Origin of the sequence: Nonomuraea sp. LP-02 (genome assembly GCF_036289125.1) — a bacterium.
In the GTDB taxonomy this organism is placed as follows: Bacteria; Actinomycetota; Actinomycetes; order Streptosporangiales; family Streptosporangiaceae; genus Nonomuraea; species Nonomuraea bangladeshensis.
On sequence record NZ_JAXCLK010000001.1, the window covers coordinates 3,951,416 to 3,967,053 of the forward strand.

15 protein-coding genes are annotated in these 15,638 nt (G+C 72.7%); 11 read left to right on the forward strand and 4 right to left on the reverse strand.

Annotation, left to right across the window (positions count from 1 at the left end; all coding sequences use genetic code 11):
* The first annotated feature begins 48 nt into the window (after positions 1–48).
* Complete coding sequence (locus SMD20_RS18320; protein ID WP_329582449.1) at positions 49–1,296, forward strand: Gfo/Idh/MocA family protein; 1,248 nt, start codon at positions 49–51, stop codon at positions 1,294–1,296.
* A gap of 6 nt (positions 1,297–1,302) precedes the next feature.
* Here SMD20_RS18320 and SMD20_RS18325 read toward each other — a convergent pair whose 3' ends face one another.
* Both SMD20_RS18325 and SMD20_RS18330 read right to left on the reverse strand, forming a co-directional pair.
* Positions 1,303–2,781 (reverse strand): acyl-CoA synthetase, encoded by a 1,479-nt coding sequence (locus SMD20_RS18325; RefSeq protein ID WP_329582451.1) that lies wholly within the window; start codon positions 2,779–2,781, stop codon positions 1,303–1,305.
* A 20-nt stretch (positions 2,782–2,801) separates the two neighbouring features.
* Entirely contained in the window at positions 2,802–3,659 is an 858-nt protein-coding gene (locus SMD20_RS18330; RefSeq protein ID WP_329582454.1) for a PaaX family transcriptional regulator, read from the reverse strand.
* Positions 3,660–3,748: 89 nt separating this feature from the next.
* Here SMD20_RS18330 and SMD20_RS18335 point away from each other — a divergent pair, with 89 nt between their 5' ends.
* Genes SMD20_RS18335 through SMD20_RS18365 form a run of 7 tightly spaced genes read left to right on the forward strand, consistent with a single transcriptional unit; the run spans position 3,749 to position 8,925 of the window.
* Positions 3,749–4,942, forward strand: a complete 1,194-nt coding sequence (locus SMD20_RS18335) for an ABC transporter substrate-binding protein (RefSeq protein ID WP_329582456.1) — start codon at positions 3,749–3,751, stop codon at positions 4,940–4,942.
* 3 nt (positions 4,943–4,945) lie between these two features.
* Positions 4,946–5,701, forward strand: coding sequence for an ABC transporter ATP-binding protein (locus SMD20_RS18340; protein WP_329582458.1), 756 nt, complete (start codon positions 4,946–4,948; stop codon positions 5,699–5,701).
* Positions 5,698–6,360, forward strand: a complete 663-nt coding sequence (locus SMD20_RS18345) for an ABC transporter ATP-binding protein (RefSeq protein ID WP_329582460.1) — start codon at positions 5,698–5,700, stop codon at positions 6,358–6,360. The genes SMD20_RS18340 and SMD20_RS18345 overlap by 4 nt, the downstream gene beginning before the upstream one ends.
* A complete protein-coding gene (locus SMD20_RS18350) occupies positions 6,357–7,217 on the forward strand; it encodes a branched-chain amino acid ABC transporter permease (RefSeq protein WP_329582462.1) in 861 nt (286 codons plus the stop codon). Before SMD20_RS18345 ends, SMD20_RS18350 begins: the two co-directional genes overlap by 4 nt.
* A complete protein-coding gene (locus SMD20_RS18355) occupies positions 7,214–8,185 on the forward strand; it encodes a branched-chain amino acid ABC transporter permease (protein ID WP_329582464.1) in 972 nt (323 codons plus the stop codon). The genes SMD20_RS18350 and SMD20_RS18355 overlap by 4 nt, the downstream gene beginning before the upstream one ends.
* Before the next feature lie 54 nt (positions 8,186–8,239).
* Positions 8,240–8,506, forward strand: coding sequence for a hypothetical protein (locus tag SMD20_RS18360; protein ID WP_329582467.1), 267 nt, complete (start codon positions 8,240–8,242; stop codon positions 8,504–8,506).
* Entirely contained in the window at positions 8,503–8,925 is a 423-nt protein-coding gene (locus tag SMD20_RS18365) for a hypothetical protein (RefSeq protein WP_329582469.1), read from the forward strand. Before SMD20_RS18360 ends, SMD20_RS18365 begins: the two co-directional genes overlap by 4 nt.
* Before the next feature lie 15 nt (positions 8,926–8,940).
* Here SMD20_RS18365 and SMD20_RS18370 read toward each other — a convergent pair whose 3' ends face one another.
* On the reverse strand, positions 8,941–9,804 hold the full coding sequence (locus tag SMD20_RS18370; RefSeq protein WP_329582471.1) for an FG-GAP repeat domain-containing protein: 864 nt from the start codon (positions 9,802–9,804) through the stop codon (positions 8,941–8,943).
* 165 nt (positions 9,805–9,969) lie between these two features.
* On the opposite strand from SMD20_RS18370, the gene SMD20_RS18375 reads away from it, so the two are divergent.
* Positions 9,970–10,437: a lamin tail domain-containing protein gene (locus SMD20_RS18375; protein ID WP_329582473.1), complete on the forward strand. Its 468-nt coding sequence runs from the start codon at positions 9,970–9,972 to the stop codon at positions 10,435–10,437.
* Here SMD20_RS18375 and SMD20_RS18380 read toward each other — a convergent pair.
* Positions 10,422–11,477, reverse strand: coding sequence for a LacI family DNA-binding transcriptional regulator (locus SMD20_RS18380; protein ID WP_329582476.1), 1,056 nt, complete (start codon positions 11,475–11,477; stop codon positions 10,422–10,424). The genes SMD20_RS18375 and SMD20_RS18380 overlap by 16 nt on opposite strands.
* Before the next feature lie 31 nt (positions 11,478–11,508).
* On the opposite strand from SMD20_RS18380, the gene SMD20_RS18385 reads away from it, so the two are divergent.
* Positions 11,509–12,756, forward strand: a complete 1,248-nt coding sequence (locus SMD20_RS18385) for an MFS transporter (protein ID WP_329582479.1) — start codon at positions 11,509–11,511, stop codon at positions 12,754–12,756.
* Between the two features lie 44 nt (positions 12,757–12,800).
* Complete coding sequence (locus tag SMD20_RS18390; protein WP_329582480.1) at positions 12,801–15,596, forward strand: LuxR C-terminal-related transcriptional regulator; 2,796 nt, start codon at positions 12,801–12,803, stop codon at positions 15,594–15,596.
* Positions 15,597–15,638: the final 42 nt, after the last annotated feature.

A 15,638-nucleotide genomic window follows, 5' to 3' on the forward strand; every position in this document is an offset into this window, starting at 1 on the left:
CAGACCCGAATAATGATGGTCTCCATTGAATTTATCGGGGAAGGTTCCATGACTGAGGTGACTCTAGCCGTCGTGGGCGGCGGCCTGCGAGGGCTTACCTACGCGCGCCGCGCGCACGCCACGGGCGCGGGGCGCGTGGTGGCGGTGGCCGAGCCCGACCTGGAGCGGCGCGCCGCGTTCGCGGCGGAGTTCGGCCTGGAGCCAGGGCAGGCGCACGCGGACTGGACGGAGCTCGTGGCGGCCGGACGGGTGGCCGACGCCGCGGTCGTGGCCACCCAGGACCAGCTGCACACCGGGCCCGCGGTCGCGCTGGCGGACCTCGGTTACCACATTCTCCTGGAGAAGCCGATGGCGACGAGCGAGCCCGAGGCGACCGAGATCGCCGAGGCCGCCCGCCGCAACGGCATCATGCTGGCGGTCTGCCACGTGCTGCGCTACACGCCGTACACGCGGGCGGTCAGGAAACTGCTGGACGAGGGGCGGATCGGGCGGCTGATCGGCGCGCAGCACCTGGAGCCGGTGGGGTGGTGGCACCAGGCGCACTCGTTCGTCCGCGGGCACTGGCGGCGGCAGGACACCTCGGCGCCGATGCTGCTCGCCAAGGCCTGCCACGACGTGGACTGGCTGGTGCACCTGTTCGGCAGGCCGCCGGCGCGGGTGTCGTCGTTCGGCTCGCTGTCGCACTTCCGTCCCGAGGAGCGGCCCGAAGGGGCGGCGGACCGGTGCCTGGACTGCCCGCTGGAGCCGTCCTGCCCGTACTCGGCGCCGCGGCTCTACCTCGGCTGCCTCGGGGACCCCGACCGGGAGTTCTGGCCGCTGTCGGCGGTCACGCCCGGCCGTACGGAGGAGGCGGTGCGGGAGGCGCTGCGCACCGGGCCGTACGGGCGGTGCGTGTACGCCTGCGACAACGACGTCGTGGACCACCAGGAGGTGACGATGGAGTTCGACGACGGCGCGACGTGCTCGTTCACGATGAGCGCGTTCACGCCCGTGGAGCACCGCCGCACCCGCCTGTTCGGCACCCACGGCTACATCGAGGGCGACGGGCGCACGCTGCGCGTGGTCGACTTCCGCACCGGCGGCGAGGAGAGCGTCGACACGGGCGGCCCGGCGGGCTCGTCGGCGGCGGACGGGCACGGCGGCGGCGACGAAGGGCTGGCCGACGCCTTCCTCGCCGCCGTCGCCGCGGGCGATCCGTCCCTGCTGAGCACCGACGGCGCCGAGAGCCTGATGACGCACCGGGTGGTGTGGGCGGCCGAGCGGGCCCGCCGCACCGGCACGGTCGTCACGCTCTGAGCGCCCCTATCCGTACATCTCCTTGAGCGGGGCCTTGAGCAGCTTTCCCGCCGCGTTCTTGGGCAGCTCGGGCACGATCTGGAGATATTTCGGGATCTTGTAGCGGGCTAACCGCCCGTCCAGGTGCCGGAGCAGGTCGCCCGGCTCGGCCGCCGCGCCCGGCCGCGGCACGACGAGCGCCTTGCCCACCTCGCCCCAGCGCTCGTCGGGCACGCCGATCACCGCGCACTCGGCGACCGCGGGATGGCCGTAGAGCACGCTCTCGACCTCGGCGGGGTAGATGTTCTCGCCGCCGGAGATGATCACATCCTTGATGCGGTCGGAGATGCGCACATAGCCGTCCTCGTCGGCGATCCCGACGTCGCCGGAGCGGAACCAGCCGTCCGCGTCGAGCACCTCCGCGCTCTCCTCGGGGCGGCGCCAGTAGCCCGGCATGACGTTGGGGCCCTCGACGTACACCTCGCCGGGCTCGCCCGGGGCGGCGGGCGAGCCGTCGGGCGCGACGAGACGGACGTCGGAGAAGAAGCACGGCACCCCGGCGCTCCCCGCCTTCTCGACCGAGCGCTCGGCCCCGAGGAACAGCGCGCCGGGCGCGGTCTCGGTCATGCCGTAGCCCTGGAGGAACGTCAGCCCGCGCTCCTGGTAGGCCCGGATCAGCGGCAGCGGCACCGGCGCGCCGCCGCACAGCAGGTGGCGCAGGCTCGACAGGTCGGCCCCGGCCCAGCGCGGCGAGCGCGTGAGCATGCCGAACATCGACGGCACCCCGAACATCACCGTCACCCGCTCGCGCTCGACCAGCTCGAACGTGCGCTCCACGTCGAACGACGGCTCCAGGACGCACCGGCCGCCCTTGAGCACGGTCGGGACCAGCGTCTGCGCCAGCGCCGCGATGTGGAACAGCGGCGCGCTGACCAGCGTCACCTCGTCGGCCCCGAGCGGCACGTCGACCAGCAGGTTGACCGCGTTCCAGGTGAGGTTGCCGTGGGTGAGCATGGCGCCCTTGGGGCGGCCGGTGGTGCCCGAGGTGTACATGATCAGGCAGACGTCGCCGCGGCTCACCGGCTCGTCGATCGGCGCGGCCGAGCCGGCGGTGAGCAGGTCCTCGTACGCCGCCGCCGGCACGTGCCGGCCGGGCAGCCCGTCGCCGTCACGGCCCGCGCCCAGCAGCAGCACGGCCGGGGCGGCGTCCTCCAGGACGAAGCGCAGCTCGGGGGCGGCCAGGCGGGTGTTGAGCGGCACGAACACCGCCCCGAGCAGGCCCGCCGCACAGAACGTCTCGACCAGCGCGGGCTCGTTGGGCCCGAGGTAGGCGACCCGGTCGCCGCGCCGCACGCCGAGCTCGCCCGCCAGGGCGGAGGCCAGCCGGTAGGCGCGGTCGCGCAGCTCGCCGTAGGTGCGGTCGCGTCCCTGGAACGACAGCGCGACCCGGTCGGGCGTCATCCTGGCCCTGCGCGCCGGCCACGAGCCAATCCCCTGATTCCGCATCGGGCCTCCTCAGCCTCAAGTTAGGCCACGATGTGATCGCTGTCACCGTCCCGCCCGCGATCGAGGCCCGCCAGGGAGTCGTCGGGGACGGTGTCGAGCAGCCGCTCCGCGACGGCCGCCGCCTCCGGCCTGAACCGCTCGTGCAGCGCGTGGCAGACCCGCTGGGCCTGCTCCGCCGGCCAGTCGCCGGGCAGGTGACGCAGCGGCAGCCGGGGGTCGGTCCTGATGATCTGCAGCCAGCCGGTCAGCAGCGTCAGCGAGCGGGCCAGGTTGTCGGGTGCCTCCGGCGCGGGATCGGGCCGGTCCCAGCGGCGCAGGAACTCCCGGTAGCGGCGGCCCAGGCCCTCCAGGTCGTACGCCTCCCGCACCAGCGCCTGCATGTCCGTGGGGCGGCGCGGCTCGGCGGCGAACACCTTGACGTTCGCGCCCAGGTCGGCGCGCAGGTCGTCGATCACCTCCGTCACGTCCACCTCGCCGGGGGCGATCCACAGGCCGTTCTGCAGCGGGCCGAAGCCGGACCAGACGAGCCGGGAGCGCAGCTCGTGCCGCTGCCGTTGCCACGACTCGGGCAGCGAGAAGCCGATCAGCGTCCAGCGGTCCTCGGCGGCGTCGTTGACGACCCCGCTGTGCCAGATGCGCCGCTCGCCGTCCCTCAGCACCTCGTCGCTGGTGGGCGTGAGCCCGAAGTACATGCGCCGGCCGGAGCGGCGGCGGCGCAGCAGGCCGCGCCGGACCATGCGGGTCAGGGTCGAGCGGGTGGCCTCCTCCGAGATGCCGACCTTGGCGAACGCCTCGATGAAGCTGCGTGAGGAGACGCAGATCCCGCGCCGGTACACGTGATCCCCCAGGAAGGTGAGCATCACCGACTGAGGCCGCATGGACCCCTCCCCCACATCTTGGGCACTCTCTTGACAGCCGTAATGTACCTGCCTACATTCAGGGCCACATCGCAGTCAGGAGGCCCTGAATGCGCAAGTTGCTGCCCGCCCTGGTGGGCGTGGTCCTGGCCGTGACCGCCTGCGGCTCCGGCGGCTCCGGCTCCGGCGGCGGCGGCGGGGATCCGATCAAGGTGGGGCTCATCGTCTCGCTCACCGGCAACTACACGCCGCTGGGCAGCGAGGACAAGAAGGCGGTCGAGCTCGCGGTCGAGCAGGTCAACGCGGCCGGCGGGCTGCTCGGGCGCACGGTGGAGCTGGTCACCCGCGACGACAAGACCGCCCCGGACCAGGGCATCGTTGCCTACAACCAGATCAAGGGCGACATCGACGCGCTGATCGGGCCGGTCTTCTCCAACGCGGCGCTCGCGGTCGAGCCGCTCGCGCAGCGCGACAGGATGCCGTACCTGTCGCTCGCGCCCGCGCAGGAGCAGGTCGAGCCGATCAAGTCGTACGTCTTCGTCACCCCCGCCCTGTCCAGCATGTACGCCGAGCGCTACCTGCAGTACATCCAGGCCGAGGGCATCAAGACGATCGCGGTCGCCTGGGACTCCAAGAGCGCGTACTCGGTCTCCGGGCACCAGGCCATGACCGCACTCGCCGGCAAGTACGGCGTCACGATCGCCGTGGACGAGCCGTACGAGACCACGAACTCCGACTTCAGCGCCCTGTTCCAGCACGTGCGCGACTCCCGCGCCGAGGCGCTGGTGTTCTGGGGCTCCGGCGCGCCCGGCGTGACCGCGGCCAAGCAGTACGTCGCCTCCGGGCTCAAGACGCCGCTGTTCCTGACCGCGTCCCAGGCCAGCAAGCTGTGGCTGGAGCCGATGGGCGCCGCGGCCGAGGGCATGACCGTGCAGAGCGCGATCGGCGTCATCGGCGAGCACCTTCCGGCCGGCAAGCAGAAGCAGGTCATCGAGCGGATGGCGGGGCCGTACCGGCAGAAGCACGGCTATCCGCCGCCGCAGTTCGCCCAGGACGGCTACAGCGCGAGCCTGCTGCTGTTCGAGGCGATCAGGAAGGCGAACAGCACCGACAAGGAGAAGGTGCGGCAGGCGCTGGAGTCGATGGACCTGGTCACGCCGAACGGCCGCTTCCGCTACTCCGCCACCGACCACTCCGGGCTCTCCCCCGAGTACATCTCCGTCAACACGGTCAAGAACGGCACGTTCGTCCCGACCCCGTGGGCGGCCGAGCAACTGGCCAAGACCGTCAGCGCGCTGGGGTAACGGGTGCTGGCCGTCCAGGGGGTCTCCCGTTCCTTCGGGGGCGTCTACGCCGTCCGCGACGTCACCCTCGACGTCGCGGACGGCGAGGTCTGCGCCGTCATCGGCCCGAACGGCGCCGGCAAGTCCACGCTGTTCAACCTCATCACCGGCCACCTGGCAGCCGAGCGGGGCGAGATCTCGTTCCTCGGCCGCCGGGTGGACCGGCTCGCCCCGCACCGGCGGGCGCGGCTCGGCATGTCGATCGTCTTCCAGGCGGCCCGCGTCTTCCGCGGCATGACCGTGCGCGAGAACGTCATGGTCGGCCTGCACGGCGGCACCTCGGCCGGGTTCGTCGCGGCGGCGCTGCGGCTGCCCCGCCACCGGCGCGACGAGCGCGAGATCGCCGCGCGGGCCGACGCCGCGCTGGAGCGGGTCGGCCTGGCCGCATGGGCGGACCGGCCCGCCGACCGGCTGCCGATCGGGCAGCAGCGGGCGCTCCAGCTCGCCCGCGCGTTGTGCGCCCGGCCCCGGCTGCTGCTGCTCGACGAGCCCGCCTCCGGGCTGCGCGGCCAGGAGCGCGAGCGCCTGGCGGAGCTGGTGGAGGAGCTGCGCGCGGACGGCCTGACGATCCTGCTGGTCGAGCACGACGTGGCGTTCGTGACCCGGCTCGCCGACCGGATCGTGGTGCTCGACCTCGGCCGGGTCATCGCCGACGGCCCGCCCGCCGAGGTCAGGAACGACCCGCTCGTCCTCGCCGCCTACCTGGGACAGAGCGCATGATGATCGAGGTGACGGACCTCGTCGTCGCGTACGGCGCCGCGACCGCGCTCGACCACGTCACGCTCAGCGTCGCCGAGGGCGAGATGGTCGCCCTGCTCGGCCCGAACGGGGCGGGCAAGTCCACCCTCGCGAACGCCCTCGCCGGGCTGCTGCGCCCCGCCTCCGGCACGGTCACGGTCCGCGGCCGGCTCGCGCTGATCCCCGAGGGACGCCAGCTCTTCCCCGACCTGTCGGTCGCCGACAACCTGGCGCTCGGCGGCTGGCGCTCCGGCGACCGCGACCCGTCCGCCGTCTACGACGTGCTCCCCCGGCTGGCCGAGCTGGCGGACCGGCGGGCCGGCGTGCTGTCGGGCGGCGAGCAGCAGATGGTGGCGTTCGGGCGGGCCCTCATGTCCCGGCCCGACGTGCTGGTCGTGGACGAGCTGTCGCTCGGCCTCGCCCCGAACGTGACCGCCGGCCTCGCCCGGCACCTGGCCGAGCTCAACCGCACGCGCGGACTCGCGGTGCTGCTCATCGAGCAGAACGCCCGGCTGGCCTTCGAGCTGTGCCGGCGGGCGTACGTGCTGGAGTCCGGCCGGATGGTCACCGAGGGCGAGTCGGCCGCGCTCGCCGGCGACCCGCGCGTCGCCGGCGCCTACCTGGGCGGGGCGATCACGTGAGCGCGTTCCTCACCTACCTGCTGAACGGCCTCGCGGTCGGATGCGCGATCGCGCTCATCGCCAGCGGCCTGGTCGTCATCCACCGGGTGACCGGGGTGGTGAACTTCGCGCAGGGGACGTTCGCGGTGGTGGCGGGGCTGTGCGCGTCCTCGCTGCTCGGGCCCGGCCTCCCGCACGGCGCGAGCGAGCTCGCCGCCGTGCTCGCGGCGGCCGTCGCCGGGCTGCTGACCGGCCTCGCCGCCATCGGGCGGCCGGGGACCACGCCGTTGTCGTCGCTCATCGTCACGCTGGGCGTGGGCGTGCTGGCGTACGCGGTGGAGATCGTGCTCTGGGGCGACCAGCCGCGCTCCGCGCCCGGCCTCGCCGGGTCCGTCACCGTCGCCGGGGCGCGGATCCAGACCCAGCACCTGCTGGTGATCGCGGTGACGGCGGTGGCCTTCGCCGCGCTCGCGCTGTTCTTCGGCCGGACATACCTCGGCAAGGCGCTCACCGCCTGCGCCTCCAACCCGTACGCCGCCCGCGTCGTCGGCATCGACGTGCGCCGGATGGGGCTGCTCGCGTTCGCGCTGGGCGGGCTGCTCGGCGGCCTCGCCGGGGTGCTGGTGACGCCGATGCGGCCGATCTCGTTCGACACCGACGTCACGCTCATCGTCAACGGCTTCGCCGCCGCCGTGTTCGGCGCGCTGACCCGGCCGGTGATCACGCTGGCGGGCGCGCTGCTGCTGGGCGTGGCCGAGACCATGGCCGCCGGCTACGGCTACGGCTCCCACCAGTTGGAGATCGCCCTCGGGTTGATGCTCGTCGTCATGATCGTGCAGGCCGGCCGCCGGCCGGTGATCTCCCAGGAGCTGACATGACCTTCCGACGGGCCTTGGGGGCGCTGGCCGCCGCCGTCACCCTCGCGCTGCCGGCCGTGCTCGACGACAGCGCACTCGCCGTGTACGTCCTGCTCGGCCTGGCCGCCATGGTCACGGTCGGGGTGTCGCTGCTCATGGGGTACGCCGGGCAGGTCTCGCTCGGGCAGGGCGCCTTCTACGGCCTCGGGGCGTACACGGCCGCGCTGCTCGCGCTGAACGGCCTGCCGCCGCTGCTCGGCCTGCTCGCCGCGCCCGTGGCGGCCGCCGCGTTCGCCCTCGTCGTCGGCCTCCCGCTGCTGCGCCTGCGCGGCCACCACCTGGCCTTCGCCACGCTCGCCATGCAGCTCATCCTGCTCTCCCTCGCCGGGCAGCTCGCCTTCACCGGCGGGGACATCGGCCTGCAGGCCATCCCGCCGTTCTCCGCCTGGTCGTTCGAGGCGAGCGGGGTCACCGCGTACGCGTATTTGACGTGGGCCGGGCTGGCGCTCGTCATGCTGGTCACGCGGAACGTCATCGCCTCCCGCCCCGGCCGCGCCCTGCGCGCCCTGGCCACCAGCGAGACCGCCGCCGCCTCGTCCGGCATCCCGGTAGGCCGCTACAAACTCGCCGTCCTCGCCCTGTCCGCCGCCTTCGCCGGACTCGCCGGGGGCATCTACTGCTTCTACACCGGGTACGTGGCGCCGGGCTCGTTCCCGGTGCTGATCTCGATCCAGTACATCGTCATGGCCGTGGTCGGCGGGCTCGGCACGATCTGGGGGGCGGTCGTGGGGGCGGCCGCCATCACCCTCCTCGTCCAGGGGCTGGACCGGCTCGCGAACCTGCCGGGCATGCCGTCGTACGCGCCGGGCGTGCTGTCGTACGCGGTGTACGCCCTCGTCCTGATCGCCGTGGTGCTCTTCCTGCCGAACGGCCTCGTACCGGCGATCAAGAGGCTGCTGTCCAGGGAACGGTCCACAGGAGCCCGCTGACCTGGCACTCCGCGTTTCTCGTCATACTGCACGACTACTCGGTAGTCTTCCGGTATGACTTCCGACATGACCACGATCAAGGTGCCCAAGGTGGTACGCGACCGGCTCAACGCCATCGCCGACGAACGCGGCCGGGGCACCACCCTGGCCGCCGTGCTGACCGAGTTGCTCGACCAGCACGAGACCGAGAAGACCCGTGCCCGGCTGGCCTACCAGGAGGTCCTTGCCCACGCCGAGGAGGACGCCGAGGCCATGACCCAGGCCGAGCGCCGGACCGAGCGGGCGATCCGGATCCTGCGCGCCCGCGAGGCCGGCCGGTGATCCCGTTCGGCTACGTGCTGGACGACACCGTCCTGATCGAGCTGGGCCGCCGGGACCTCGGCCTGCACCGGCTCATCGTCTCCTTTGACCGCGCCCACGTACGCACCAGCGTGCCCGTCATCGCCTTCGCCGCCGCCGAGGCCGCACTGTCGCCCGACCAGCGACTGGTCCTCCGCGGCCTGACCGACGTCCTGGAGCACCTGTCCCTGGAGCCGGTCGCGGCGCACACAGAGGCCGTACGGCTGGCCGAGGTGACGGCTCGTATGGAACAACCGGCCGACATGGCCGCCGCCCACGTGATCGCGGTCTCCCAGCACCTCGACCGGCCCGTCCTCACCGCCGACGCGGGCCGCTGGGACACCGTCAAGGCGCACCTGCCGTGGCGGGTCGATCTGGTCGAGGTCGCCGACCTGAACTGATCCGCGCAGCCGTAACTAGCAGGTCACGCCGGAGAAGATGCGCACGGCCTCCTGCGTGCTGGGTCCGCGGCGGCTCTCACCGGGGTAGAGCCACACATCCGGGTATTCGACGTCCCGTGTCTGGACATCGGCGGCGATGAGATCCTGATGGCCGTCGCCGTCCCAGTCCGCGACCTTGCAGGGCCAGCGACCGTACCGCCAGTTCCACCCGTCGCTGAGCTTGGCGGGTTTCTGCCCGCTGAGCCCGCGCACGCTCTCACCGGGGTAGAGCCACAGGATTTCGGTGCCGTCCTGCCAGAGCAGCAGATCCTGGTGACCGTCGTGGTCCCAGTCCGCGACATCTTGCAGGTTGTGGTCCTGGAGACCGGTGCCGATCAGCACCCACCCCGGCGCACTGTGAGCGCGCTTCCCGTTGCCGGGGATCATGTACACGTCCCACGACTTCACGTTCTGGACGATGAGGTCCTGAAAGCCGTCGCGGTCCCAATCGGCAAGAGCTCTGAGTGAGTAGCCGACGCCACCGTCGTTGATCTTCACAGGAGGCGTCATCGCCGTCTTGCCGTCGCCGGGATACAGGTAGAACTCATCCCCGTACCGGACGACCAGATCCTGGTGGCCGTCTCCGTCCCAGTCGCCGACCGCGCTCACGATCATGTTCCAGGGCCACCCCCACGCTACGGTGGCGGGCAGCTTGTAACTCCAGCCGCGCGTGCCGATGCCGGGATACACCTGTACTTCCGGCTCGGAGGCCCTGCGGGCGATCAGATCCTGGTGACCGTCACCGTCCCAGTCCTCGACGCCTACCAGCCACGCCACGGCTTCGGCGTGTGCGGGATACGGATGCACCAGAACGGTGACCGCCAGGAGGACGGCCGCCATGACGCGCTTGTACTGCGTACCGCGTCGCCTCATGTGATCGGCCCTTCCGCCATCGCTTCGCACCGTCGTCCCCAGGACTCACGATGAGGCGAAGAAGGCGTGAACGCCAGCCCTTTATGGGGCGTCATACACACGAACTGCACGCCCACCCCCAAAGGACTACAAGTGCGCCTCGTCGCCCCTCTGGCCGCCTTGGTGGCCGCCGCCGCTCTCACGCCGGCTGCTCCCGCTCAGGCCGCCGCCCCCACGGTGAAGATCTCCCGGATCTGGTACGACTCGCCCGGCTCACCGGACTTCGGCGCGAACAGCAGCCTCAACGGCGAGTACGTACAGATCAGGAACACCGGCCGGAGCGCGGTCAAACTCAGCGGCTGGACCGTCCGCGACGAGACGGCACGAGCGGACCACGTCTACACGTTCGGCGATTTCACTCTCAGGGCCGGCAAGACCGTCACCCTGCGGACCGGCAGGGGCCGCGACACCTCCACCCCGCTGTACTGGGGCAGGAGCGGCGGCACCCTCGCCTACATCTGGAACCAGGTCAAGGACACCGGATATCTCCGCAACGCCCGGGGGCAGCTCGTCCACAAGTGCTCGTACAACAGCAGCCGCCACGCCTACAAGGACTGCTGAGGCGGTGAGGTACCGGGCGCGAGATCCGGAGTGATGGTCCACGGGATCTCTTGGTTGTCCGGTCGGTCGAGCGTGAGCGCCAGGTGGGCGCAACGGCGACCTTGCTCTCGCAGAGGGTTCGTGACGGACGTGATGCCGAGCCGCCGGCCGTCCGGTGAGGCGTCCCAGCCGAGGTAGGCGACGTCCGGGTGGGTCTCCTGGAGGGCCTGGCGGGCCCCTAGGGCGAGCTCGTCGCTCATGGCGATGACGAGCGCGTCGGGAGCGAGCTGAGGGGCGAGTTCTCGCGCTGCCGCGAGGCCGTCTCGCCGGGTGTTGCGAGCCACGACCGCGATCGGTGTACTGGTCCAGCTCAACCCGGCCTGTTCGATGGCGGCGCGATAGCCACGCAGACGCGCGTCCGTCACGGGGAACGGCGCGCGCGTCCGCAGATCCGCGCCGGTCGTCACCACGTGCTCACGGTGACGATCGAGAGGGAACGAGATCACGACGGGCGTCCGGCCTTCAGTCAGCCCCCGGGAGGCGATCGCGAGCGCGGCCCGGTAGTCGTCCTGGGTGACGCACGTGATCCCCTCGCGTTGTGGACCGCCCTGGATGACAGCGGGGCGGGGATCGCCGGCAACCGCCGCCAGCACCGGGTCGTCCTCCGTGGTCGTCCACAGCACGAAGCCGTCGACTGCCGCGGACAGCACACGACCGACGTCGGCGGCGTCGCCCCTCGTCGGGATGAAGGTGAGGCCCTGGCCTTCCTCGACGCAGACCTCCGCGACGCCGGCCAGGAACTGCGCCGCCTGGGGATCGTCGAAGGCGTACGCCAGATGCTCGCCGAACACCACCCCGATCTGATGCGTTCGACCGGATTTCAGCGCGCGGCCCACGGCGTCGGGGAGATACCCCAGCTCGCTGGCCGCGCGGTGCACGCGGTCGCGGGTGGCAGCCGCGACCCGCGCCGGCCGGTTGAAAGCGTAGGAGGCGGTCATCGGGGACACACCAGCACGAGCCGCCACATCCTTCAGCGTCACGCGTCTGCGGTTCGTCGGCACGCGGCCATTCTATTTGTGTAGCGTTACACAGATGCAGACCACGACAACTCGCCCCGCGACCCTGCTCCATGCGGCGCCTTTCATAGGCTTCGCCGGATTCGGCGCCTTCTGGGGCGTGTGGGGTGCCACACTGCCCCTGCTGCGAGCCCAAGCCGGCGTGAGCGATGCGGAATTCGGCGTCGTCCTGCTCTTCGTGGGTGCCGGCGCTCTGCCCGCCATGCTGGTGACCGGGCGGCTCGTCGACGCGTTGGGGCTGCGTGTCGCCGGAGCGCTCCTCGCGCTGCTGGGCGTCATGGGTGTCGTACTTTCCGCCGCCTCGGTGAACTATGCCGCGTTGTGCCTGGGTGTCCTCTTGGTGGGAGCCGGCTCGGGAGCGGCTGACGTGGCGATCAACACGTTGGCGGCGACGGTCGAACAGCGGACCGGACGCCCCGTCGTAGCCCGCTCGCACGCGGCGTTCTCCGCCACGGTGGCGGTCTCGAGCCTGGGCGCCGGTGCGCTCACCGGCATGGCGCACAGCCTGCTCGTGAACTTTGCCGCGGGCGCCGTGGCCGTCGTGACCCTCGGTCTGGCCGTCGTCGCCGCCACGCGCTCGGCCCCTGCTCAGAACGCTGTCGAGCCTGGCGGGCAGCAGGTTCCCGCGCACGCCGGTGGTGTCGGGCGGTGGGCCGCCCTGGGCGTCATCGGTGCCATCGGCGCCTTGGGGTTCGCATCGGAGAACGCCTATCAGTCCTGGAGCGCTGTCCTCCTGACCGACGCGTTCACGGCTTCGCCCGCGTTGGCCGCCGTCGCGCCGGCGGCATTCGCCACAACCGCCGCGCTGGCGCGTTTCGCCGCTGCCGCGATCACGTTGCGACGCCCGCTCGTCAGTCTTGTCGCGGCATGCGTGATCGCTACGACTGGAGGGGCGCTGACGGCGTCCGCCACCACGTTGCCGCTCGCCTTGGCGGGTGTCATCGCCGCCTCCGCAGGCACGTCGGTGCTCTTTCCCACCTTGCTGTCCTACGGTCTTCGACCCGTCTCCGACGAGTTACGGGGACGAGCCACGTCTGCCATCTCCACGGTCGCCTATCTCGGCTATCTCGCCGGCCCCGCCTACTTCGGCCTGCTCGCTGAGGCCACCGGCGTGCAAGAGGCGTTTCTCGGTATCGCTGCGCTCACTGCCGTGCTGCTGGCGGCGATCCCAGCACTGCCGGCACTCAAGCGATCCGTACCGCGCGATCCCCCGCATCACCGGTCTTCTGACGGGGGCCCTTTCAGAGATGACATCTCCGGGTAACACTGGTGGGCGTGTCATCGGGCCACGATCATCCGCGCCTGCCCATGCCCATGCCCCTGCTGCGCGGGCGCGGCGACGAGGAGAGCGCGCTGCTGCGGCTGCTGGACGACGCCCGCGACGGGCGGGGCGGCGCGCTGCTGCTGACGGGCGTGGCGGGCATCGGCAAGACGGCGCTGCTCGATCTGGCCGTGGTCCGCGCGACGCCCGATTTCCTGGTGCTGCGGGTGTCCGGCGTGGCGGCGGAGTCGCGGCTGCCGTACGCGGGGCTGCACGGCCTGCTCGGCCCGATCGCCGGAGCGGCGGACGTGCTTCCCGAGGCGCAGGTCCGTGCTCTGCGGGAGGCGCTGGAGTCCGGTACGACGGCTCCCGGCCTGGTGCTGCCCGCCGCCGTGCTCGGTCTGCTGTCGGCGGTCGCCGCCGACGGCAGGCCGGTGCTCGCCTGCGTGGACGACGTGGACCGCCTCGACCCGGCCAGCAGGGACGCGCTCGCGTTCGCGGCCCGCCGCCTGGGACAGGCACGCGTCGCCCTGCTGTTCGCCGCCCGGTCCCCGTCCGGGCTCGACGGCGTGCCGGCGCGGGCCGTCGGAGGGCTCGGGCAGGAGGCCGTACGGGAGCTGGCCGCCGACCTGACCCCGGAGCGGCGGCTGCCGGAGGATCTGGTGGCGGCACTCGACGCCGTCGCCCGCGGCAACCCGCTCGCGCTCACCGAGCTCATCGGCTCGCTCACCCCCGACCAGCTCGCCGGGGCCGCCGCCCCGCCCACGACGCTCCCCCGAAGCGGCCGGCTGTGGCGTGAGCACGCCGCGCTGCTCGCCGCGCTCCCCCGCGAGACCCGCCGGCTGCTGCTCCTGATCGCCGCCGACCCCGCCCTGGACGTGGCCACCCTCCTCCGGGCCGCCCGCCCCGCCTGCGCGCTGACCGCGCTCGAACCGGCCGAGCAGGCCGGCGTCCTGCTCGCCGTCGGCGACCGGTACGCCTTCCGCGACCCGGCCGTGCGAGCCGTGGCCTATCAGGACGCCTCGCTGTCCGAGCGCCGGCACGCTCACCACCTTCTCGCCACCCTGCTCACCGCGCCCCCAGCCCGCCACCGCCGCAGCCGCCTGGACGCCACCGGCGAATCCCCCGGGACGCGGCTGCGACGGGCCTGGCACCGGTCGTGGGCGCTGGACGCCCCGGCCGCGCGCGTCGCCGACGACCTGGCCGCCGCCGCCCTGGGCGCGCGTCCCCTGGACGACCATCCGGAGCCGTACCTGGCGCTGGAACGCGCCGCCGACCTGACCACCCACCCCACGCTCAAGGCCGAGCGCCTGGCCGCCGCCGCCCGTCTCGCCTGGACCTCCGGCCGCCCCCAGGCCGCCCGTTCCCTCCTCGCCCGGCTGCGCACCCTGCCCGCCCCCGACCTCGCCCCGCCCGACGAGCTGCATGGCCGCGTACAGTTCCTGCGCGGCAGCCTGGAGCTGCTCGGCGGCGAGACGGGCAGCGCCCGCGAGGAACTGCTGGCCGCCGCCGGCCGGCTGCTGGACGGCGAGCAGCGCATGCTCGGCGTCCGCGCCCTGGTCCGGGCCGCCGACGCCAGCTACCGCGCGGGCGACAACAAGGCGTTCATCGCGATCGCCCGCCACGCCGCCGCGCTCCGCCGGCCGGACGAGAGCGCTCCGACGGAGCTGATGTTCGAGTACCTGGCGGGCATGGCGGCCACGTTCAGCGGCTCGCACGAGGAGGCCGCGGGCCCGCTCCGGCGCGTGGTCGAGCTGGCCGGGTCCGTACGGGACCCGTCCGTGCTGGCGTGGGCGTGCGTGGCCAGCATGCTGCTCGGCGAGGACGTCATCGCCCACCGCCTGTCGGCCCGCGCCGTCGAGTCCGCCCGCGTCCGGGGCGTCGCCTCCGCGATCCCCCAGCTCCTGGAGTACATGATCTACCCGGACTACTGGACCGGCCGCTACGCCTCGCTCGCCGAGACCGCCGCCCGCGGCCTGCGCCTGGCGCAGGAGACCGGGCAGCTCAACACGGCGGCCCAGCACCTCGCCTGGCTGGCGATCACCGCGGCGGTGGAGGGCGACCAGGAGACCTGCCGGGTACGCGCCGACGCCGCCATCGGCCTCGCCGACGCCCACGACCTCGGCCTCGCGGGCGCGATCGGCAACTGGGCGCTCGCCTACCTCGACCTGGCCGCGGGCCGCCCCGCCGACGCCGCCCAGCGGCTGCGCGCGGAACGCCGCAACGGCCACGTCGTCATCCGGGTCATGGCGACGCCGCACCTGATCGAGGCGTGCGCGCGTACCGGCGACCGCGAGCGGGCCTCCGCCGCGCTGCGCGTGCTCGAACGCTGGGTCGGCAGCACCCGCAGCCCCGACCTGCGCGCCCTCGTGGCCCGCTGCCGCGCGCTGCTCGCCCCGCCCGGCGAGGGCGACGAGCTGTTCCAGGAGGCGCTGGAGCTGCACGGGCAGGGAATGTGCGAGTTCGAGACGGCCCGCACCCGCCTGCTGTACGGGAGCGCGCTGCGCCGCGAGCGCCGCCCCGGCGCCGCCCGCAACCATCTGCACGCCGCGCTGGAGACGTTCGAACGGTACGGTGCCCGCCTGTGGACCGGCCAGGCGCGGGCCGAGCTGCGCGCCTCCGGCGACACGACCCGCCCCACCGCCGCCGCCCCGGACACGGCCACTCTCCTCACCGCGCAGCAGCTCCAGATCGCCAGGATGGTCGCCGGGGGCGCGACCAACAAGGAGATCGCCGAACAGCTCTTCCTGAGCCGCCGCACCGTCGAGCACCACCTGCGCAACATCTTCAGCCGGCTCGGCGTACGCTCGCGGGTCGAGCTGACCCGCCTGTTCATTTCGTGAGGATGAACCGGTGATTACACCGATGCGCGCCTGACTGCCCGT